At 43.9% G+C, this 20619-nt stretch carries 21 protein-coding genes and 3 pseudogenes; 13 read left to right on the top strand and 11 right to left on the bottom strand.

Features of this window, described 5'->3' with window-relative positions; all coding sequences use genetic code 11:
- Window positions 1-57: 57 nt before the first annotated feature.
- The 3 genes from ACZ49R_RS04320 to ACZ49R_RS04310 are packed head-to-tail and all read right to left on the bottom strand — an operon-like array spanning window position 58 to window position 4167.
- Complete coding sequence (locus ACZ49R_RS04320; protein WP_464733883.1) at window positions 58-807, bottom strand: DNA double-strand break repair nuclease NurA; 750 nt, start codon at window positions 805-807, stop codon at window positions 58-60.
- Entirely contained in the window at window positions 807-1319 is a 513-nt protein-coding gene (locus tag ACZ49R_RS04315) for a hypothetical protein (RefSeq protein WP_464733882.1), read from the bottom strand. The genes ACZ49R_RS04320 and ACZ49R_RS04315 overlap by 1 nt, the downstream gene beginning before the upstream one ends.
- On the bottom strand, window positions 1309-4167 hold the full coding sequence (locus ACZ49R_RS04310) for a hypothetical protein (RefSeq protein ID WP_464733881.1): 2859 nt from the start codon (window positions 4165-4167) through the stop codon (window positions 1309-1311). Before ACZ49R_RS04310 ends, ACZ49R_RS04315 begins: the two co-directional genes overlap by 11 nt.
- Before the next feature lie 75 nt (window positions 4168-4242).
- On the opposite strand from ACZ49R_RS04310, the gene rimI reads away from it, so the two are divergent.
- Entirely contained in the window at window positions 4243-4707 is a 465-nt protein-coding gene (gene rimI, locus ACZ49R_RS04305; protein ID WP_053240337.1) for a ribosomal protein S18-alanine N-acetyltransferase, read from the top strand.
- Here the strand turns inward: rimI and ACZ49R_RS04300 are convergent.
- On the bottom strand, window positions 4704-4832 hold the full coding sequence (locus tag ACZ49R_RS04300; protein WP_464733880.1) for a hypothetical protein: 129 nt from the start codon (window positions 4830-4832) through the stop codon (window positions 4704-4706). The genes rimI and ACZ49R_RS04300 overlap by 4 nt on opposite strands.
- A gap of 149 nt (window positions 4833-4981) precedes the next feature.
- Between ACZ49R_RS04300 and ACZ49R_RS04295 the strand changes: the two genes are divergently transcribed.
- The 3 genes from ACZ49R_RS04295 to ACZ49R_RS04285 all read left to right on the top strand — a co-directional run bounded on the left by ACZ49R_RS04295 (window position 4982) and on the right by ACZ49R_RS04285 (window position 7511).
- Window positions 4982-5566 (top strand): GTPase domain-containing protein, encoded by a 585-nt coding sequence (locus ACZ49R_RS04295; protein WP_464733879.1) that lies wholly within the window; start codon window positions 4982-4984, stop codon window positions 5564-5566.
- Between the two features lie 405 nt (window positions 5567-5971).
- Window positions 5972-6283 (top strand): divalent-cation tolerance protein CutA, encoded by a 312-nt coding sequence (gene cutA / locus ACZ49R_RS04290; protein ID WP_464733878.1) that lies wholly within the window; start codon window positions 5972-5974, stop codon window positions 6281-6283.
- Window positions 6276-7511 carry a 2,3-bisphosphoglycerate-independent phosphoglycerate mutase gene (locus ACZ49R_RS04285; RefSeq protein ID WP_464733877.1) on the top strand — a complete coding sequence of 412 codons (1236 nt, stop codon included), beginning with the start codon at window positions 6276-6278 and terminating at the stop codon, window positions 7509-7511. The genes cutA and ACZ49R_RS04285 overlap by 8 nt, the downstream gene beginning before the upstream one ends.
- A 242-nt stretch (window positions 7512-7753) precedes the next feature.
- On the opposite strand, the gene ACZ49R_RS04280 is transcribed toward ACZ49R_RS04285, so the two are convergent.
- On the bottom strand, window positions 7754-8578 hold the full coding sequence (locus tag ACZ49R_RS04280; protein ID WP_464733876.1) for a hypothetical protein: 825 nt from the start codon (window positions 8576-8578) through the stop codon (window positions 7754-7756).
- A gap of 399 nt (window positions 8579-8977) precedes the next feature.
- Here ACZ49R_RS04280 and ACZ49R_RS04275 point away from each other — a divergent pair.
- A pseudogene (locus tag ACZ49R_RS04275) lies at window positions 8978-9432 on the top strand (zinc ribbon domain-containing protein); the annotation flags it as partial.
- Window positions 9433-9529: 97 nt separating this feature from the next.
- Window positions 9530-10126: an orotidine 5'-phosphate decarboxylase / HUMPS family protein gene (locus tag ACZ49R_RS04270; protein ID WP_464733875.1), complete on the top strand. Its 597-nt coding sequence runs from the start codon at window positions 9530-9532 to the stop codon at window positions 10124-10126.
- Between the two features lie 86 nt (window positions 10127-10212).
- Here ACZ49R_RS04270 and ACZ49R_RS04265 read toward each other — a convergent pair whose 3' ends face one another.
- A complete protein-coding gene (locus ACZ49R_RS04265) occupies window positions 10213-11334 on the bottom strand; it encodes a DUF763 domain-containing protein (RefSeq protein WP_011762810.1) in 1122 nt (373 codons plus the stop codon).
- A 47-nt stretch (window positions 11335-11381) separates the two neighbouring features.
- Between ACZ49R_RS04265 and ACZ49R_RS04260 the strand changes: the two genes are divergently transcribed.
- Complete coding sequence (locus ACZ49R_RS04260) at window positions 11382-12671, top strand: phosphomannomutase/phosphoglucomutase (protein WP_464733874.1); 1290 nt, start codon at window positions 11382-11384, stop codon at window positions 12669-12671.
- A gap of 28 nt (window positions 12672-12699) precedes the next feature.
- Here the strand turns inward: ACZ49R_RS04260 and ACZ49R_RS04255 are convergent, their stop codons facing one another.
- Window positions 12700-14091 carry an FAD-dependent oxidoreductase gene (locus ACZ49R_RS04255; RefSeq protein WP_464733873.1) on the bottom strand — a complete coding sequence of 464 codons (1392 nt, stop codon included), beginning with the start codon at window positions 14089-14091 and terminating at the stop codon, window positions 12700-12702.
- A 165-nt stretch (window positions 14092-14256) separates the two neighbouring features.
- Here ACZ49R_RS04255 and ACZ49R_RS04250 point away from each other — a divergent pair.
- Together ACZ49R_RS04250 and ACZ49R_RS04245 are read left to right on the top strand one after the other, a co-directional pair.
- Window positions 14257-14670: pseudogene (locus tag ACZ49R_RS04250) on the top strand (zinc ribbon domain-containing protein); the annotation flags it as partial.
- A 252-nt stretch (window positions 14671-14922) separates the two neighbouring features.
- On the top strand, window positions 14923-15093 hold the full coding sequence (locus tag ACZ49R_RS04245) for a hypothetical protein (RefSeq protein ID WP_245218327.1): 171 nt from the start codon (window positions 14923-14925) through the stop codon (window positions 15091-15093).
- Window positions 15094-15126: 33 nt separating this feature from the next.
- Here ACZ49R_RS04245 and ACZ49R_RS04240 read toward each other — a convergent pair.
- Window positions 15127-15719: pseudogene (locus ACZ49R_RS04240) on the bottom strand (hypothetical protein); the annotation flags it as partial.
- A 148-nt stretch (window positions 15720-15867) separates the two neighbouring features.
- Here ACZ49R_RS04240 and ACZ49R_RS04235 point away from each other — a divergent pair.
- Together ACZ49R_RS04235 and ACZ49R_RS04230 are read left to right on the top strand one after the other, a co-directional pair.
- Entirely contained in the window at window positions 15868-16215 is a 348-nt protein-coding gene (locus ACZ49R_RS04235; protein ID WP_464733872.1) for a hypothetical protein, read from the top strand.
- Window positions 16216-16468: 253 nt separating this feature from the next.
- Window positions 16469-16606: a hypothetical protein gene (locus ACZ49R_RS04230; protein ID WP_464733871.1), complete on the top strand. Its 138-nt coding sequence runs from the start codon at window positions 16469-16471 to the stop codon at window positions 16604-16606.
- A 43-nt stretch (window positions 16607-16649) separates the two neighbouring features.
- On the opposite strand, the gene ACZ49R_RS04225 is transcribed toward ACZ49R_RS04230, so the two are convergent.
- Both ACZ49R_RS04225 and ACZ49R_RS04220 read right to left on the bottom strand, forming a co-directional pair.
- Window positions 16650-17966 carry an NfeD family protein gene (locus ACZ49R_RS04225; protein ID WP_464733870.1) on the bottom strand — a complete coding sequence of 439 codons (1317 nt, stop codon included), beginning with the start codon at window positions 17964-17966 and terminating at the stop codon, window positions 16650-16652.
- Complete coding sequence (locus ACZ49R_RS04220; protein ID WP_464733869.1) at window positions 17963-18754, bottom strand: slipin family protein; 792 nt, start codon at window positions 18752-18754, stop codon at window positions 17963-17965. The genes ACZ49R_RS04225 and ACZ49R_RS04220 overlap by 4 nt, the downstream gene beginning before the upstream one ends.
- Window positions 18755-18983: 229 nt before the next feature.
- On the opposite strand from ACZ49R_RS04220, the gene ACZ49R_RS04215 reads away from it, so the two are divergent.
- A complete protein-coding gene (locus ACZ49R_RS04215) occupies window positions 18984-19301 on the top strand; it encodes a hypothetical protein (protein WP_464733868.1) in 318 nt (105 codons plus the stop codon).
- The gene (locus tag ACZ49R_RS04210; RefSeq protein WP_464733867.1) at window positions 19298-20329 is read left to right on the top strand and encodes a V-type ATPase subunit; all 1032 of its coding nucleotides are present in this window, start codon (window positions 19298-19300) and stop codon (window positions 20327-20329) included. Before ACZ49R_RS04215 ends, ACZ49R_RS04210 begins: the two co-directional genes overlap by 4 nt.
- Here the strand turns inward: ACZ49R_RS04210 and ACZ49R_RS04205 are convergent.
- Entirely contained in the window at window positions 20326-20607 is a 282-nt protein-coding gene (locus ACZ49R_RS04205) for an ATP synthase subunit C (protein ID WP_011762800.1), read from the bottom strand. The genes ACZ49R_RS04210 and ACZ49R_RS04205 overlap by 4 nt on opposite strands.
- Window positions 20608-20619 lie beyond the last annotated feature (12 nt).

The raw sequence follows: 20619 nt of genomic DNA, 5'->3' as shown, positions 1-20619 counted from the left end.
AAAATATTTCTTAACTTCTGTGATAAGTATACAGCAAATGGGAATTTTTCCTAGTCGCTATAGAGTTTCCCGTGGTTGAAGAGTATAATTACTTAGTATTCTTGAAACCAGAAGCCCAACGGTCCTTAGATATTGTCTGTTTATCTTAGCTAGGCGATGTGCTAATCTAAGCCTAATGGGATATCTTCTAAAAAGAGGACATAAATAACTTGCCGATAGATTTTTTGGAAATTCCACATAGAGCACCCAGTCAGACTTAAAAAATGTGCCGTAGAGTCCGCCTAGATCTACAGGTACTAGATAAGAACCTGGTGGCGAATGTGCTAACAATACGCTAGCGACTTCTCTCTCCCCTATGGATTTCGCTAATTTTACAAATATCTCTCTCTTGTCTTTATCTGGTATCCTAGGCCCGTACCTAATGAGACGAGGATCTTTAGAAACGCCTACTACTTTTGTTATATTTGCATATGGAGTTATAGGTCCGTCCACTAATATCACCTCTGCATCTAATGTCTCCGCAAACTGTAGCTCGTTCTTCCTGGCCTCTATATGTGGATCTTCCCCAATTCTTCGTATATAGAACCTCCTTTTGATATCTTTGCCGACCGCCACTATTGACTGTATTAAGACATCTATGTTACTTATGCGTCTTACTAAATAGCCTGAGTCTACGGCATAATAGTCGAAATTTCCCTCTCCCTCGCACGGAATTACCAACTTCTTTAATTCCTCTGGTATACCAATTATGGTTTGTACATGTTCTAATTCTGCAAATTTTAGGACTTCAGAAAGTAGCTGATACATCAATACAGCTCTTCGACAAGACGGTTGAAGAGTCTCTGTAATTCCTCACGGCTCAAGCCCCCCACTATATCCGCTATATGTGGAGGTAATGAATCAATTTGACCAACAACGTATTGACTGATTAAAGTCAGAGTAGGAGATCGCTTATATTTACGTCTCTCGGCAATCACAAGCTCTTTTAATTTTTTAAGTACGGCGTCTGTAGCGATATTTGTTTTAGTTAAGGTCTCAATTAGTTCTCTTTCTAAAAGACCGCTCTCTTCATATAACGTAAGTGGTATACCTCTTATATAAACTCTCCCCATTACAACCGCCGCAACAGGTTTCCTAGTGTACTTCCCTAGGCCTATCGGAACTCCCTCACTTACTGTCCCAATAGCAACTATAGACCTCAGTTCTCGTCCGCTTAATATTATAACGTCGTAAAATTGTGGCCTCCCTCTGGCATCTATAATAACATCTCCTTGGGCTATATCGCTATCCCCCCTAATTATGCTAATCTTAAGCAACATATTTTTTCTCCACTGCCCCAACTTTGTGAAGTCTCTCTAAATATTCCTCTACGCTGGGTTTTTCAAGTCCTACTTCTTTAGCTAATTCCTCTACGTCTAAGACAGCGCCTTTACCTCTACGGGCTACTGCTTCCAAAAGTCTTGCGTTTATGCCCAATTTCGACGCAATTGTGACAATAGCTTTCTCTAAGTCGTCACCAACATCTCCGAATTTAGCTTTTAACCACTCCAATGCAGTCTTTCTTTCCCTCTCTAGTTGTATAATCTTTTCATACCGTTTAGATATCTCAAAGGCGTAGAGCCTTAGAGTTGAAATGTAGTCATCAAGCCAAGGCTCGGGGAGTTCTAACAGTATTTCTAAATCTCTTTCTACATCTATCTTCGACCGAATGTATTTCGCCATATGTTTGATCTCACCCCAGATTTTCAAAACCTCTTCAACCTTTTGAACTAATGCTTCTTCTCTCTCAACGTCTTGTGGTCTGATTTTCACAACATCGATAAATTTCGATCTCTGAGGATATCTTTCTAATATTGTCGAAATTCTTCTCAGAAGTTTTGCCCTCTCTTCGGCTTCGCGCTCTAGTTCTCTCCTTATTTCTTCATACCTCTCCTTTGCTTCTATAAGCTTTTGTAACGCTTCTCTAAGAGCCTTGGCATAAGTCTTTCTATCCTCAAAACTAGTTCTCACCTCGGTGACGTCTATTTTCTTAGACAACCTAATTGTGCCTAGTGGCGTTTGTTTCTCTATTACGACCTCACTAAAAGATTTTATCTGATCTAATATATTTCCAAGATAGCGACGCGCGAGCTCCTCGTTAAACTTGTAGAGATAGTCGCCGTTAGGTATCAAGACGCCTCTAAGTTTCATCAACTCAATTACGTCGTCTTCTCTAATCTCTCTCCACAGATTGGTGGGAAACAGCGCAACAATTATCGACCTTAATTCTTTTTCATGGATAGACTCTTCAAACGTGTTTAGTAAAATTTCTTCTATAAGCCTATACGACTTGAAGCCCTCGACTTCTTGACCCTCGTCAAGCGCTTCCGCTACCTTAATCAACGCTGATTGTTTTTTCTCTTTACTCTTTCTCAAAGCTAGTGTATAACGTATGATGTTTTCTCTAGCTTTTTCTCTACCTAAACGAATCACATCTACAAACTCTGGGAATTTAGAGCTACGCCTTAGTAATTTATTTATTTCAAATCTGATAACTTCATGTTTTAGCTTTTCAATCCTATCTGCACCATATATCTGTATTGTGACATAATTGGCAGCAGGCTCTGGATAGTATCTTTTCCAGTACGCAGACATTAGGGGCGTCACTGCGGCTTGGATAGTCTCGCTAAGTAAAACTCTGCTTGTTATAAATATATTTATATAGTCTATGACATATCCACCTACGGCGCCTTGCGCTATTATGTTTGTTAGATCACCTATTACTTTTTTCAGCTCGTCTTCTCTATCGACGTGGATAAAGATATAGCTCTCACGTATTCCCATGTTATTTTGCCATATGGCATATCCGCAACAAATCCGTAGACGTATACCATCTATACCTATTATGTGTTCAACCTCCTCTAGTAGAGACATATAATTCTCCAACTTCTGGCTTAGCTCTCTTGTAAGCGTAGCCACAGACTGTACCTCATCTATTCCCACGAGTTTTGCTATATCGTCTAAAACCAGATATTTCTTTCCAATCAAATATTTTGATATATCTAAGCTATCTTCTGTAAATACATATATATATAACTTTCCATGTTCAATTAGTGAATAGTAAAAATATGGCTCATATGAGACGTTTTTGGGATCTTTTAAATCTATGTCTTTGCCCCTGGTTAGTAAATACTCTCTAACTGTCACTAAAGCCTCTTTGTCTTCATATGGCACTCTATAGACATAAACCTCTTTAGAAATTGGAGTCTTCTTTTCAAAAGAAATTCCCGCAAACGCCAGCTCTAAAACTTCGTCATCTAAATCAGGGTTTATACCCTCTTCTCTTAGTAGATACGCTAGCCTTCCACCTTCTTTCTTAAGTTGGAAAAGCCTCGCGGTTAACTTCATAAGAGACCTTGGCGTCACTTCGCCTTTTCTCTTGGCCAAGTGATACAGAGCCGCTAGTTCATGCAACGTAAATGGGCTGAGGGGGTCGATATCTCCTTTCTCTATTTTTCTTAAGCGTTCTTGCGACGAATAAGCTGAAAGCCTTTGTTTTACGGTTTCTACAAATTGCCAAAATGGATAGCGGGTATCTAGTACAATCTCTTTATAGACTCTTCCGCTAGTTATGTCAAATACATCCGGTATTACGTTTTTTAGTATTGTATAGTAAAGCTGAGGCGTAAGAGCTATGATTATTGCTATTTTGTTAAATCTCTCTGGATCGCCTAACATATGGCGGTACGAGCGGGGTTCTAACAACGCTCTTATATATGTCGCCACTTTCTGAATCATTTTTACAAACTTTTCGTCACTTAAAGCACCAAGTTTATGTACTGCCGCAATACGTGATATTTCATCTGCCTCATCTATTAATACTAACATAGGCTTGTTTTTTTCCTTGGCAATAGTCTGCGTCAAAAACTCACTATCTAGTGAAAGAGCGAATCTGACGATCGCAAAACCCTCCTCGGCTGCAAGTTTTTCAACCTCGTCTAGCAGTTCACTTTTGCCCCATCCATATGGCGCAATTATAACAGCTAGGACGTTGATATTTCCCTCCTTGACAACTTTTAGCACATCGGCGACTTCCTGCAACTCTTTTTCAAACCCTACACTCCTGTGAAGCCTTATAAGGTGAGTAACTCCGCTGGGGCTAAACGGCATATCAACGAAGGCATACACATTTGTAATGGGGCCCCCTGTATATATTTGCAACAGCTAAAAACCACGTTTAATAGCAGCAAAACGCATCTCTGTGTGCTAAGGAGGTGTCAGTCGTCAGACATACCGGGTATATATGAGGTTGAGGTAAAATCGTTTAAACAAGATGATATCTATAGCATAGAGCTATTGAAATTTCTATGTTCCTATTGTGGCGAGAATTCCTATGTTTATATAGTTGGCGGCAAAGTCGCGGGTTACATAATAACATGTGTAGAGACTAATGCAGCACACATAATATCAATTGCTGTCGCACCAGAATATAGAGGATTGGGCATAGGTAAGATGCTACTTTGTACAGCACTTAAGCTCTTGACAGAATGTAAAACCTCTGAAGTATTTCTTGAGGTTAGAGTTTCAAATACGCCTGCGTTAAGACTTTACGAATCCGCCGGTTTCCAACTGGTCGAAGTATTGAAGAATTACTACAGCGATGGTGAAGACGGATATAGGATGTCGCTGAAAGATAAGAAAAAAGCTCGCGAATTTTGTAAACATTAACTAAAAATGTGGATAATTCTATAAATAATGTACTTAAGGTAGTTCTTCTTCTTCAGATAGTACATCCTTATGTATTCCTCCAGAGTTATTTCGCCTATGATGTATTTCTTTTCCACTATACTCATAAAGTGATTATCAATTCCTAAATGCTTACTCCTAAAGCTCTCGATAGACTTGGCGAAAATCCTAAAATGTAGAAAATTGCACCTCCATAATCGGAAGTCTCGTCCTCTAGGGGCGAGGAGGAGCGCTTATTTTCTATGTATGACACGCTATGGCTAAAATTCGCCACACGGCAGAAGAGCCCATATGTTTCTCAACCCTAAAGCGGGTTTTAATTGAGAAGAATAAAAGCGTGGACATTTGTATAACAAGTGGCGCAAAGGGCGGGACTGGGAAAACTACTTTTGCTAATGTATTTGCGTATACATATTACATCTTAACGGGAACTTCAACAAGAGTAGTAAAACCGTTAGATAGTTACCAAGGTATTAAAATTGCTATTGTGGACTTCCCAGCGTTTCAACTGACAGATAAAAAATATTTGAAACGTCTCCTAAGATGTGACGCCGTATTGTACATCGTTGAGGAAGACTTTGAAACACTACGTGCAATAGAAATTCTACATATGCTAATTAAGGCGGAGGTACTTGGCGTTGTTATAAATAAAGTAATAGAAAAACCAAGTAAAGAATTTATAAGTATGTATAGTAGATTTGGTAAAGTATATATTATACATTTCGATAAGAAGCTAGCAATACATAAGAGCGTAGGCATACCACCGTATAGACTAAGGTCAATAGCCACATTAGAAATAGCTAAAGCCGCAGTAGATATAATTAGGAAAGTAGAGGTGTAGTTGTGATATCACAACACTGTTTTATTCTCTGTCACGAAAAATCTCGCTCTTTACAAACAACATCTCCTTGCTTGACGCCGAACTCTCTCCTAGGCCCAAGACTGTGAGAGTCAAGGGCTTAGACATAGAGCGCTGAAGCGGTCACACTAGACGCCACAGTATTTCCACCTTTGGCATCCTGTAGACTTGGCTCATGGACACATGCGGCACGGAGGGGAAAAACTAGTTGGAGACGCGCCTACTCTCGTCCCTAAGAAGCACCACGATAGTTACAATGGAAAGCGTTGATATAGTTGACATTGCGACGAGCCCCCGGGGAGGGTCGGGAGCCACAAAGGGGGCTTGGACATGACTTTAGTCAGCGACACAATGGTTATATACAAAATGTATACCAACCCACCTCGTATGTACTTAGTTGTGTTGATTACAGCTCCTGACAATGAAAACGGTAGGAAAATAGCAAGACATCTTCTTGAAAAGAGACTTGTCTCATGCGTTAATATTACACAAGCAAGCTCGATGTATTGGTGGGAAGGAAAAATAGAAGAGACTAATGAGGTACTTTTAATAGCGAAGACTACCGCAGATAAACTCGACGAGTTGATAAAAGAGGTTAGGTCTATTCATCCGTATCAACTTCCAGAGATTATTGCACTACCTATTGTAGGCGGGTATATCGACTACCTAGAGTGGGTTAAGAGAGAAACTCATGCCTAGCGTTTTCTGGATATTATTCGACGGGGGAGGCGATAGACCTGTAGGCGGGAGAACTCCTTTTCATACCGCATTTAAGCCAACAATAGACTATCTAACTTCTCTTGGGTCTTGTGGAATCTTAGACCCGATAGCCCCTGGCGTACGCCCAGGCTCTGACACTGCGCACCTAGCTCTCTTCGGTTATGACCCGTATAAGTATTACACAGGGCGTGGCGCTTTTGAGGCGCTGGGGGCTGGCTTAGAGTTAAAGCCAGGCGATGTCGCATTTAGAACCAACCTCGCTACAATAGACGACAACGGCATGGTTTTAGACAGACGCGCAGGTCGCTACATTACGCCAGAAGAAGTAGAGGCCGTAGAAAACCTCATGGCCAATATAGCCGAGGATATAAAGAGAAAATATGGCGTGGAGATTATCTATAAATCCACTGTGGAACATAGAGGTGTTTTAGTACTCCGTGGGTCTGTAAGCCATAAAGTAAGTGATACAGACCCGCATAAAGTTGGCGCAAAACTGTTAGAGTCGCGGCCTCTGGAGAATAGTAAGGAGGCCGTGCTCACGGCAGAGGTTATAAATGAGGTCACAAAACGGTTTTCCGAAGTTGCCAAAGACTTAGAAATAAATAGAAAGAGGAGACTAGAGGGGAGGTTGCCTATAAACGCCATTTTGTTAAGAGGTGGAGGCTATATGCCCCAGATTGAGCCAGTTAGGGAGAGGTACAATATCAAAGCCGCGGCTATAGCTGGCGTCGCTTTAATAAGAGGTGTCGCGCGTGCAGTCGGTATGGACGTATACACAGCACGAGGCCTTGGTGGAACTAAAGACGATATGTTTGACGAAGCTGTAAGACTTGCGGTAGAGCTAATGGGCCGCTACGACTTAGTATTTCTACATGTAAAGGGCACAGATAGCGCCTCACATGATGGAGATTTTAAAGGCAAGGTTTCTGTAATAGAAAGACTAGACAAAGCACTAACGCCATATTTAGACAGACTACTAAATAACTATGTAGTGATTACCTCAGACCACGCCACTCCAATATCTGTAAAGGAACATACGGGGGAGTCTGTACCTATTTTACTATATGGGCCCGATGTTGTAACAGACGATGTAAGTAAGTTTTCAGAACTCACTTGTTGGCGTGGGGCTCTGGGGAGAATAAGAGGTATAGACATAATGCCTATACTTGGAAGCTATTTGGCACTTACAGAAAAATTTGGCGAATGAAACACTTGGTACCACTATCGCGACTGAAAAAAGCGTTAGAAGAATTGGGGGGACAAATATGGTTTTTCATAGATCTCGAGCCTTTCCGGACTGTATACACCCTGGCCCTCTGCGGAGGGCAACCGTGTGTGGTAGTATCGGGACAAGATATGATGCCTGTCCAACTATCTCTTGAGGAGTACCTGAGGATAGAAACGGATAAAAAACGGCTTGAAAGTTTAGATTATACCATTAGATACTTACTAGAGAAAGTGTATGGGGATTCTGAGAGAGAGTCTGTATAGTAGGTGTGTTGCGACAGCAAGCTTTCTCCTCTTGATATCATTGCTCCTCTTTATAACAATATGCGGATAAAAGCCGGAAATCGTTAACTCTCTCGCGCCCATATAATATGCGAGATAAGCAGCTCTATCTCCGTCAGTAAAGCCAGAGATGTTAAATGTACAGCCAATGGGCCACGTCTGTACTGTATAGACCCACCTTCTGTTTGGAATACGCCAATAGTTATCGCCATGTACATGCACTACCTGCGTCTTTCCAAGCTCTACTCCATCTGGCTCAAAATCGAGGTCGCTGACAACTACGTCTGCCTTTATATTACGCCTAAGTAATTTTTTAGCGGTATAGCCCTCTACTGCTATAGTGACAGTGCCTTCGGCCAAAATCTCAAAGGGAGGCATATATATAACTGGCGCTTCCCAATTGAAGTCTCTTAAAACTTCGATAGATATGCCGTTTAGTCTGCTCGCAATCTCAGTGGCTGTGTTGTCTCTATGAAAAGAAAGCTCGGGTAGCAACGCCTTTGCCAAAGTTATTACATACGCCCATTCAGCTGGGTCAAAAATCGTCGGTTTGCAACTCATCTCCCGCTTGTCGGAAGTGAGGAGTCTGTCCAACTCCTCCGGCGCGAGCCCGGCCCTCTCCTTCTCCATTGACTCCTTCGACAGCTTCCTTGCAAATTCCTCCGCCGCAAGGCGCATCCTCGTCACAAGGTCAAGGACGTCTGGCCGCTCTTCGACTAATCGCCATGGGATTCTGATCTTCAACACTCTGTAGACTTGGCCCATATGCGTAAAGGGCGTGGGGGAGAAAAGTTTTGAAACATTCTTTCAGCTCTCCCGACTCACCTGCTTGACGTCGTCGCTGTCAGGCAGGTGAGCCGAGGTAGTAGAAAGTGGTGTGTGGTTGCGTTAGAGGTGTGGACGGGTTGAAAAACGGGTTTGCGGCGGTTTTCGCCGCGAGTGCCGCGGTGGGTATCGCCAGTGTGAATTGGGCTTGGGGCGGCAACGGCGGGTGTCAACACGTTGCTTACGACGACGGTTGTTCTTGTGGCGGCGAAGGTCATGGCCAAGCCTCCTAACGCCGCCTTCACGACGGCGCCGTGGGTTTGTCTTGTGAAACTTTTGGCCTGCCCCCATGCGCCTTCTATAACCAACAGAGATTTCAGCCCCACCACATATACACACATGTACGTATACAGAACGCTGAGGATAGAAATCCCCTGGAAACTCATCGAAGAGAGGCCGGACGTTCTAGACCTTGTGACAAGAATGCACTTGGCCGTTGAGGAGTACGCCAGGAGACTGTTGAAGGAGATTGCGGGGCAAGAGGAGCCGAAGCTGACGACGGAGGGTTGGACAGACTCATCACGCCAGACAGGCGCGAGTTGGCGCGCCAGATTATCGAAGAGGTGTTTCCCAAGTACGGACTTAAGAGATATATCGCAGAGTGGGCTAAGTTCTTCTGGCGTGACGTAGTGTTCCACCGGGCGGTTCCGCTCAATGCCTAGTTGAGAGTCGAGGACGAGAAAGATATAAGTAATGTCGTTTTCGTTGACCTCAAGAGCGGCGTCATCAAAGTGTGGAGATTAAGAGAGACGTTTGTTGTAAAATTGAAAAAGAGCGACGTCGCTTGGATCAGATAGAGATTGGAAGAAGGTGCTAAGTTGAGACTTGCATTTCTCGGTGTCGACGTAAGGGGTAGTGTCAAAGGATATAAGTTGTTACAAGAGTATTCTCGTGTACCCAGTAGTGGTGGCATTGGATACGGAGGTCTTAAAGGCTCTTGACGTTGCAAAAACGCTTAAAGACTTAGTCGCAGGATTTAAAGTCGGATGGGACTTAGTACTTGCTAGTGGTGCATCTATCATCGGCGAGATTGCGAGATTTGGTAATGTAATTGTCGATTTAAAAATTGCTGACGTTCCACATGTGGCAAATAGAGTAATCGAGAAACTTATCAACAGAGGTGCATGTTGCGTAATTACCCACGGCTTCCTATATCCGTCTCTCCCAAGGGGCAGACATATATACGTCCTAGCTAAAATGACAGCGCCAACTCTATATGACAAAATATGGGAGGAGTTGTTAGATGTGGGAGACGTCAGGGGATACGTCTTGCCTGGCAACCAACCAGATGTTATAGCCCACGCTCGTAGGAAACTAGGCTGTAGCTACAGAATTATTTCGCCCGGCATAGGACTGCAAGGCGGTAATCCGGGCGACGCCATACGAGCAGGAGCCGATTTTGAAATAGTTGGGAGATACATCCTCGAGGACGTGTCCAGGGTTACACAGTGGTCTCAATATAAACCCAGCTGCTTTGAAACTCTATGACCCACCAGAGAGGTAGCACATAGCGGAACCTCCACTGCGCTCCTCGCCTTAAAGGGCTAGGCTTGTTGTAGTTGTCAAATAAGTTGTTAAGTAGGTCTCTTTTTATCTTCAGGAAATTTCCACATCTCTGCCTTCTTTGCCAAGTGGGCAAGGTAGCGATAAAGCCCAGGGTTTGTATGGGCTTTTTCTACAACCGCATCAAGTAGGGCAATTAATTCGTCGTATACCTTTTTGTTAACTGGATACGGCACTCCGTCTTTCCCTCCTACTGCAAAGGAGAATTTAAACGGGTCTACAGCTGGGTCGCTCCAATCTGCGGGAGTTTTAAAAATAATTTCTGCAACTAAGGCAAGTGCGCGTAAAGTCTTAGGCCCCACTCTATATTTGAGCAGAAGTTCTTTAAAATCGTCTACAGACTTAGGCGGCGGTAGATTTTTCAAAACTGTCTTGATGTCTATGTCGATGCTGGTTTTTACATATGGATGATAGTAGGGGGTGTCTACCAAGGTTGTCTGACCGCGCAGAAGGGCTAGGTACTTTGCAATTTTTGTAGCTCCCTCATTTACGAGTTCTAAAATTATCGACCTATTATCTCTACTGTTTTTAGACGCTAAATTGAGGACGTTGTTATGGCGGAATCCGATAATCCCTGTGTGGGGACTATTGAAGAAATCCTCAGTAGAAATCCAATGGTAGCGACGCGCCATTTTAACCTCTGGGTTCATGCCTTGTTGAATAACACACCATCTGCCTGTCTCAGATATAAAGAAGGCATGGTGGTATATCTCGTACCCATCTTGTATCAACGTGTTATCTACCTTAGCGGTGAGTCTAGAAGCTGTTATAAGCTGTGTGGCGTCTAGACCAAAACGCTTGGCGATTTCTTCTATCTCATTCGGCGTTTTTAAGGCTTGACGGCCTTTCCCCCCAGCCACTCTCACAGGTATTACGTCAGAATTTCGTAAAACCTCTTTTACCACCGCTGTAGTTACAGTGGTGCTACCGCTACTATCCCAGTCCATGCCTATAATGTTGTTAAAGGCTTGGAAAAAGACGGGGTGTGCAAAACGTTCAATAATGCCGTCGGGGCCGTAGAGGTCGTACATCACATGTAAAATCAACGAGGCGAGTTTCCTCATGCGTATAAATAACCAAGGCGGCACATGGCCGTCGTGTAGCGGCAAGTCTGCGACTCCGCCAAGTCTCACAGATATATATACGTCAAAATATATAATTTTGCAGTATTGAAATTGCGATGACGGTATTTAAGGCATATGATATTAGAGGTGTAGTAGATAAAGAGTTGACGATGGATTTAGTTGAGAAGATTGGATACGCTATTTCGAAGTTTTTCAACGGCGGAGATATTATAGTCGGTATGGACGTTAGAACACACTCATTTAGAATTGCCGAAGCGTTATCTAGAGGGCTTCTCGCGGGGGGCAACATCGTGTTTATAGGCACGTCTACAACCCCTGTGACGCATTACGCATCGTATATATTCCAAAAGCCCGCGGTGATGATAACAGCATCTCACAACCCGCCGGAGTACAACGGTATGAAGATCATGAAGCCGGGAGGCGTAGATTTAGAGAGTCATGAAATTCAACAACTAGCAAATATGTTAGAGTCCCCTCCTCCAGCGACTCGCGGCGTTGTATATGTCAGCGATATTTTGACAAAGTACATCGACTATATAACGGCGAGGTTTAGAAGATTAGATCTATCTATAGGATTTGACCCGGCTAATGCGGCTGGCGTGATATTAAAACCTCTGTTAGAGAGAAGTTTTAGAAAGGTCGTTGCAATAAACGACTTTCCAGACGGCAGATTTCCAGCTCACTTGCCAGATCCAGAGAAGGCGGAAAATCTAAAACAACTTCAGAAGTTAGTAATAGAGAATAGACTAGATGCAGGTATTGCGCTTGATGGCGACTGCGACAGAGTTGGCCTTGTTACAGCCAGAGGCGAAGTTTTTCGGCCTGAAAAAATGGTTTATACACTCATAAATTACTATGCAAAACCAGGCGATACTGTCGTGTTTGATATCACTATGCCTCTATATCTAGAGAAAGTCGCAGAAGAGCGGGGGGTTAAGATAATCAGGCAAAGAGTAGGCCACAGTTTCCAAAAGCCCACGGCGGCGAGATATAACGCGATTTTCTGGGCAGAGTATAGTGGACATATCGGGTTTAAAGAAAATAACTATTTTGACGACGGTATATATGCGGCTTTAAAAATACTTTCTATTATCGAAGAGCGAAACACGACACTAGACAAAATACTAGAGGAGGCGCCTAAGGTCTATGAAGAACGTCTAGATCTCAAAGTTGCCGACCCTAGAAAAGCAGTTGAAGAGGCAAAAAAGAGGGCTGTTTCTTTCGAATTTTATGAGCTAGACGGAATAGATATAAGAACTAGGGATGGAAGGCTATTAATCAGGCCTAGCAACACGGAGCCTGTGCTTAGAGTTAAGCTGGAGTCTAATTCTAAAGATGGGCTAGAGAAATTAAGACAGTTGTTAAGCCAACTGGTTTCTGTATAAAAAATACCCAATTGGCGTAATTTTCTGGCTACTGTGGGAGTTTGCCGTATATAAAGTACGACGGCTTCTGTCCTAACAGTGCCCCTAGTATTATTGTTGCGTAGGGTAGGCACATAGATTCGGCACATACAGATTCTCCAAATGAAAGCTGTGGGAGCTTTAATTGCCTTAGCAGTTCAACGTCTTTATGTGTTATCTTTGTCTTTATCTCTTTCAGCCTATTCGCCTCTTTTACCTCCTTTAACACTTTATCTATAGGCGTATTGTCACAGGGGCATATGATGACGCCTTCTATATCTTCTTCTTGTGGCCAATACGAAGCCCAGTGTGGGACGTCGATAACATTAGGCTCTATGTATCGTCCTGTGTTGTCTGTGCCATATTCAAGTCTGTTGCCAAGGTTATAAAGCCAGTTGGCTTCTACCGCAAGTGTGGCGAGGAACTTACCTAAACCATCTTTAACTTTTTCCCCATCTTCAAGCCCATCTTTAGAAGCTATGTACATAGCCAGCAACCTGGCTTGTTCTACAATGTGGTTTTCTCTCACTGCGCCATAGAGGTGGCCAGTCACGTAGATATTACTCCCGCCGACGGCTCTACCTGTGTCATCTAGTGTCAAAAGTTCGCCGAGGTTGGTGCGCCTGGGTATAAGAGAATTTAACTCAAAGCTGTAATACACTTTAAACCCCAGCTTTGTGACTACATACGGGTTCACCATTCTTACAGTCGACACTATAAGATCGAGTTTCTCCTCTCTTTTCTCTATAGTCCTTTTTTCAGTTATAACGTTGTATTTTAAAACTCCTCTGTCATAACTCTTAATCCTTACAGAGGTGGCAATGGGGAAATCTATCGTCTTCTTGACCTTTTCAAAATATTTCGTATCTCTTATATATGCAGAGTTATCTAAAACTATTACGTCGTTGCCAAGTCTTTTTAATGTAAGTGCAGTACGTAGCCCCCACTCGGTTGTGCCCCAAACGGCAATTTTAAGACCTGTGGGTTGTTGTAATAGAACCTCTTCTGCAGTCTTCTGAGGCGCCTTGATGCTATTTGGAAATGTTATCGGTGCATCGAAACCCCCTGTAGCTAAAACTAGGTGTTTATAGCGTACTCTATATTTTATACCTTTATGATATATGTAAATTCCATCAAAAAACCCCTCTATTACGTCTAATTCACTGGCTTTGCTTATTATTGATTGTACATCTATATAGTCCGAGTACCTTGGCGCATTTCCTAAAATATGGTGGCCGCCTAAATGTCCTATGTAAACTACCCTAGGTCTATAGCCGTATCTCTTAAGTTCTAACGCTGTTACAAGACCCCCAAATCCGCCGCCTACTATTATCACATCGGCAACGAGCTCATCTTCGCGAGATGCTCTAGGTGTACAAAATACAGCAGATGTACAACTCACAGCGTGTCCACCTTTATACTATATAAGTTATACTCCTGAGGAGGTGGATGTCCATAACTGTGAAATGACATGGCTTAGGTCTCTACCAGAAGACATATCCAAGGCCTTGTACGGCGTGAGTTTGGCTCCATTGCGCAGCGGCGCACGACCTCGCAGCTTGCACATATCCGCGAGGTCGTTATAAACGCCGCTCGCGAAATCATAAAACTGGCCAGAGAACGTCAAGCCGCCATAGTCGTCGACACGATGGAGGACGAGAGTTACCGAGAGCTGAAGGAGGGCAACGGAAACGACGTGAGAAAACACTTCCTAGACGGGCTTGGGCAGTTAAGGAGGAGGTTGAAGGAGTCGGCGCAGTAGTACGGCGTGCCGTATCTAGAGGGGAGGTTGTACTCAACCGTCTGCCCCCGTTGTGGCGCTAAGATGGCAAAAGAGGAAGGCCGCTTCATGCGTTGCCCCGCCTGCGGCTTCAGAGCGCATAGAGACAACATGCCCATGATATGGGCTGAGAGGAGGTACTGGGAGCTACTCCAGAAACAACCCACTTTTTCGGCGACCATCACATTTTTAACCTCGTAAGTTTTCTTGCTTCATAAACGACGCCTAGCCCCTGGGGCGGTTGACGGGGGCGCGCAAATAGGGAAAGTTAATGACTTTGCGCCACGTCCCCCAGGTGACCTGCCCCCTCGCCCCGGTGTACCCGGGGCGGGCCCCCGAATCCCCCGGAGAGGGGCCAAGAGAAAGATAGGGGGACGTACTGCTATTACGTCATGTCAAATGTAAATACCGGTGTTATATTGCTAGAGAGATAGCTCAATTATGTTCATATATATGATGGCAATATATGGCGCCATAGTTTTAGCCATGGGCGTTGTTGGAAATGAGGCTGAATTGGTAGTTTTCGGCCTTGTGATGTTATTCCTGGGAAATCTCCATAGGCTTGGGAAAGTTTTGCTAAGGGCTCAAAAACATTTTAAAGCCAACCCAAGTTCTTCCAGGTGACGAACTAAGGGTCTCCTGAATCGTGAAGAGACGCTTTAGCTGACTTACTTCTCTAGCAAAGATGAGAGCGATATACAAGCCACCGTACGTTGGCCCCTTCTTGCCTTTCCATTTCTCTACGCCGAGAAATGCCACCTTGAGTTTCGCACCCTCTTCCAACCGCTTTCTGATCCAAACGACATTGCCCTTCTTCAACCTGACGGCGAAAGGCAGTATGCCGGTTTTTCATACTCTGGCGACGCCGCTCTTGAGGTCAACGAAAACGGCTCTACTCACGTCTCTTTCGTTCCCAACCCTAAGTTTGGTGCTCAACGGAACCGCCCTGTGGAATACCACGTCGCGCCAAAACACCCTGGCTTGCTTTACGAAGTACCTCCCCAACCCGTATTTGGGGAACACCTCCTCGATAATCCGGTGCGCCAGCTCCCGCCTGTCCGGCATGAGGAGCCTGTCCAGCTCCTCCGGCGCGAGCCTGGCCCTCTCCTTCCCAACCAGCTCCTTCGACAGCTTCCCTGCGTACTCCTCCGCCGCGAGCGCATCCTTACGGCAAGGTCGAGGACGTCCGGCCGCTCCTCGACCAACCGCCAGGGAATTTTTATCTTTAGCGTCCTATAGACTTGGTTCATATGCGTAAAGGGCGTGGGGGAGAAAAACTAGTTGAAGAGTCTCTCTTTCAACTATTTCGACTCACCTGTCTGACGTCGCCGTCGGGCAAGTGAGCCGGAATAGTTAAAAGGATGTTTCTGGTTTTTCACTTACGTGTCACATGTAGACATGGGCCAAACCGAACGCCGCCTCACAGTGAGACATTCTGTTAGTAAAATGGCATATTTTTTAGCGCCTATTATTCCAATTTCATTTTTCTGTTATCTTGTCTTTGCTGGCGATTTTGATATACTCATGTTTCTGCTTCACACAGCCATTTTCCTGACGCTGTATTATGCAGTTCTAGCATACTGCAGCCCTAACGGCGCTATGTTCATGGCCATAGCTTACAATTTGGGGAGACCTTATGATCGCGATATATTTAGTGTATTGTTTATGTCTGTGTCTTACCTTGTATCGCTTGGCTTGGTCTACTTAAGCAGGGGCGAGCTGTGCAAAGCCGCGCGTGAGGTGTAACGCCGATTTGCCGCGAGGCTCAACGGAGGCGGCTCTAACGCGGCCTCTTCACAACAGCTCTCCCGACTCAACCGCCCGACGGCGACGCCGTCAGGCAGGTGAAGCGGAGGAGCTGAAAGTGCGTTTCCGACTTTTCTCCTACGCGCCATATGTGGGGCCAAACTTTGAAAACTGTACCAATCTCATGGTGGAGCAGTTCATTAAACTGATTGAAACTCTGCGGGAGTAGGGGCTTCTAGACGGCGCCTTGTTTATGTTTGAGTCTCTGTCTATAGTCGACGCGGGCGGCGTGTATACGTACTACGACGTCTTCACCGAAGTCGTTAAGTCGGAAGTTGTCGTCGGCAAAGACGGCACATTTGACGACGCCGTCCTCGGCAAATATCAGTAGGACGGCGAAAAGCGGACACAGACTAAATAACCCCCTCTTTCCATCACTTTTCTCCCTCCGTTCCCTCCGGCGTGTTGATACCCGCCGGCTCAACCTTTAATCTATCACCTTGTACCTCAAGAACCCTTATTTTACAACCCCTTTTTATAGACACATCTGATACGGCCTTCCAATACTCTCCAAAAACTTTTACAAAACCCGGCACGCCGGGTTCAATGTCGTCTAATGCTACGCCCTCCATACCTCTTAGGTTTGTCAAAAACTCAGAGGGGGGTTTTACTTTATGAACTGCCACAGCCTTGTAAATTATTAGGCCAATAAAGCCGACTAGTACTGCTATGTTTATATAAAGCCCGAGCTGTATCAACCACCAATCTTTGATATGTATAAGCTCTCTGCCAAACACACTAGCTGGGTATGCCGATAAGAAGCCAATTACAACTAAAACTGCGCCGACGCCAGCGACAACTCCATGAGCCGCCATACCTGCTAAAATTTCAAATACGATAAGAGACGCGCCCATAATTATCAAAACGAGACTAAGCCATGCAGTTGGGAGAATAGAAAACATAGAGACAACTAGTAATATAATCGCGGCTGCTATGGCCGCTGGGTGGCCTGTCAAAAAGGCTGTTAATAGAAGTATAAATGCGAGTAGAGATAAAATACTTGACACCACGGGGTCGCTCAACCACATCTGTAAGGTTTCTGTAGGCGTGGGCGTAACCGGCTGTATAGCACTTCCAATAACCACGATTTCAACTCTCTGGTTTCTCAAGACAATAGAACTCCCATTAATTTTCCTTAACAAATCGTCTATATCGTTTGCAATTATATCAATAACCTTATATCTTAATGCCTCGTCTGCGCCTAGATTCACATTTTTAGTTATACATAGCCTGGCAAAAGTACCATTTCGCCCATAAGACTTGGCAACAGTTTCTAGATACCCTATCAATGCGTTAAGAGTCTTCGATTCGTTAACCGGCGTCCCTCCGGCAATAGGCTGACAAGACCCTATTACTGTATGTGGCGCCATAGCCGCTATATGCGTCGACATTAATACATAAGTGCCCGCAGACCAAGCGTAACTATAATCTGGATATACGAAACCCACAATTGGAACCGGCGAGTTTCCTACCTCTTTCATAATTTGAAGTGTTACATCAGCCAAACCGCCTGGCGTAGACAACAACAGTAGGACAAGGCCGTTGTTTTGCTCGGCAAGAGAAATCGCTCTCTCTATTTGCGAGAGCGTATATGGGCCTATTATACCGTTTATTTCAACTGTATATATAGTGTGTACTATATAAGCGTTAGAAAAACATGTCAAAAGAAGTAGAAGTATCCACTTTTTCATTCCTTCTTTTCTCTCTTGGTAACAGCCAAGGGCAGAGCTACGTACTCCAGAGTGGGCGGCGTGACAATGATTAAGTTATGTTCTCTAGCTATTTCAATCAATGCGTCTATCATTCTTAGTTGAACAGCAGTGGGATTCTGAGAATAGCGCTCGGCGGCCTCGAGGTAGATCTTACTTGCTTCATATTCAGCAGAAGCCAGCGTAATTTTAGCACGTCTAACTCTCTCTGCCTCTGCTTGACTGGCCATTGCGCGGAGTAATACATCAGGAAGCTTTATATCTTTGATAGCAACTGCGGTTACTTTTACACCCCATGGAGTTACATGTTCGTCTACTATTGATGCGATCTTTTTCGCAATTTCGTCTCTATGTGTGAGTAAAGTGTCGAGATCCACCATGCCAACAACATCGCGGAGAGTAGACGCTGCATATATTGCAACAGCTGGTACATGGTTTCTTACAGTTAAAGCAGTTTTCAACGGGTCAACTACTCTAAGGTATATTGCTGCGTCTATAGTTACTTCGACATTATCCTTAGTCAACGCGCGTTGTGCAGGCACGTCTACTACCTCAACACGTAGGTCATATCTCATTATAGTATCGATTATCGGAATTATAAACACAAGCCCTGGGCCGACTACGCCTACGACACGGCCTAGTCTAAATTTAACAGCCCTTTGGTACTCAGGAATTATACGAATAGATGACGAAAGTATAGTAACTAGGATTATAAGGGCGAGAAGTAACAACACGGCAAATATTATTTGTTCAGCGATTTGGAGAACCACAATAGTTACTGCGTAGGTAAATAAATTTATTGACATTACAAATCGGGCATAAGGAGTTGTACGGAAAATATTAAATACCGCTGCAGTGAGAAAGTTAGGTGAAGTTACACGGGGACGGGCTGAAAATGATGTTAATTCCGCGCGTCTGATCAGATGCGAGAAGTATCTTCACCACTCAGTTAGTCCTGGACTCATCAACTTTATATAAGCCCAGCTTCAATGCATAAATATGTTTAAAATAGATGAAATTTTAAAGCGACTTGAAGAGATAGACAAAGTTATAAAGAGCGCCGATGAGACAAAAACAAACGTCCTAATATATGTAGAACAAGTGTCTAAAAAATATTCTGATGAAATTATTAAAAAAATAGAGGGAATCGTTAGTAATGCCATATTAGAATATAAAAACAAGGCGGTTGAAGAGGCAAAAAAAGAGGCAGAGAAGATTATAAAGAGCGCGGAAGATAAGAAAGAGAAAATCTTATCTAAATACCGGGAAAACAAAAACAAGCTTATCGAGAAGGCATTAGCTATTCTCAATTTATGAGTTCAATACTGAGAAGACCTTCTTTAGGCCCTAGAGTAAGAGGTCTCCGTATAAAAGAGCTACCACGTGATAAACTTATCTCTCTAGTTTATGTAAATACACTAGACGAGTTTTTAAATATTTTAAAAACAACACATTACAATATAGCTCTTGATAAACTTACTAGAGACAACCTAGATGAGTTACGTAGGGGCTTAATAAAAATATATCTAGACAGAGTAAAATCAATATTTCTAGGCTCGAGCGGTGATGCAAAAGCTGTGATACTATCCTCACTTAAGTATTTTGAATATGAGAATATCAGAAACTTAACAATAGCAATTAAAGCAGGTAGAAACCCAGAGGATTTCATACTCTGGGAACCTCTCGAATTTACTAGAAGACGCCATATAATAGCGAGTCTTCTCGGCGTCAAAAACATAGAAGAGATTGGAGATAGATTAAAACAGATGAGACACCCAGCTTACAAGGCCTTTGAGCTAGCGTCGAAATATGGCGAAGATAAACTAAGCGTTTTTCTAGACAGACAGTGGATCGAAGACTTCTCTGAGACGGCGCCCGTGAGTAAAGACAAATCTTTGAATATGTTTATCACAGAGCTAAAGGAATACCTCAATGTCTTAATAGCAATAAGAGCAAGAATTTGGGGGCTAACAGAAGAGCTAAACGAACTCATCATTGGCAAACCAACGCCGCTAGTGACATCTGCCGTAAGAGACCCACCGACAAAGTTCTTAGAGAATGCAGGAGCTGTGCCTTGGGGCAAGATACTAATAGATATGGTGGCAGAAGCCCCCACATTAGAAAATATCTCAATAGCGATGGACAATATATACCCGGCATATGTGAAAAAGCTATCAGATATATATATAGCAAGGTTCTCCGAGTTTTCTCTCGGGGCGCTGGCTGCACATTTAGAGTATATGAAGGCAGAAGTAGTTACGTTGATTAGAGTCGCTGCATTGCTTGCGGAAGGCGTGCCAACAGAAAAAAGAAGAAGAGTGTTTGAGCCTCTTACTAGGGCTTAGGCAGTAAACACCAGCAGACCAATCAACAGGCCGTAGATCGCTATCGCCTCCGCAAGCGCTAGAAATATTAAGTACCAAATCCGCTCTTGAGGCTTTTCAACAAGAGCGGATATCGCTGAAGCACCCGCTATACCAACGCCAATTCCAGCGCCAAGACCAGCGAGGCCGACGGCGAGGCCAGCCCCTAAGTACTTCTCGCCCCCTGTTGCTGTGTGTGTTGTCTGGGCCATTGTTAACATCGCCATTAATATAACCGTGACTAATGCTTTGGCGTTCATAGGCTCTAAACC

It is taken from the genome of Pyrobaculum organotrophum (genome assembly GCF_055384425.1).
Note: the sequence above shows the minus strand (reverse complement) of the source record. Positions and strands in the feature narration are given on the sequence as shown.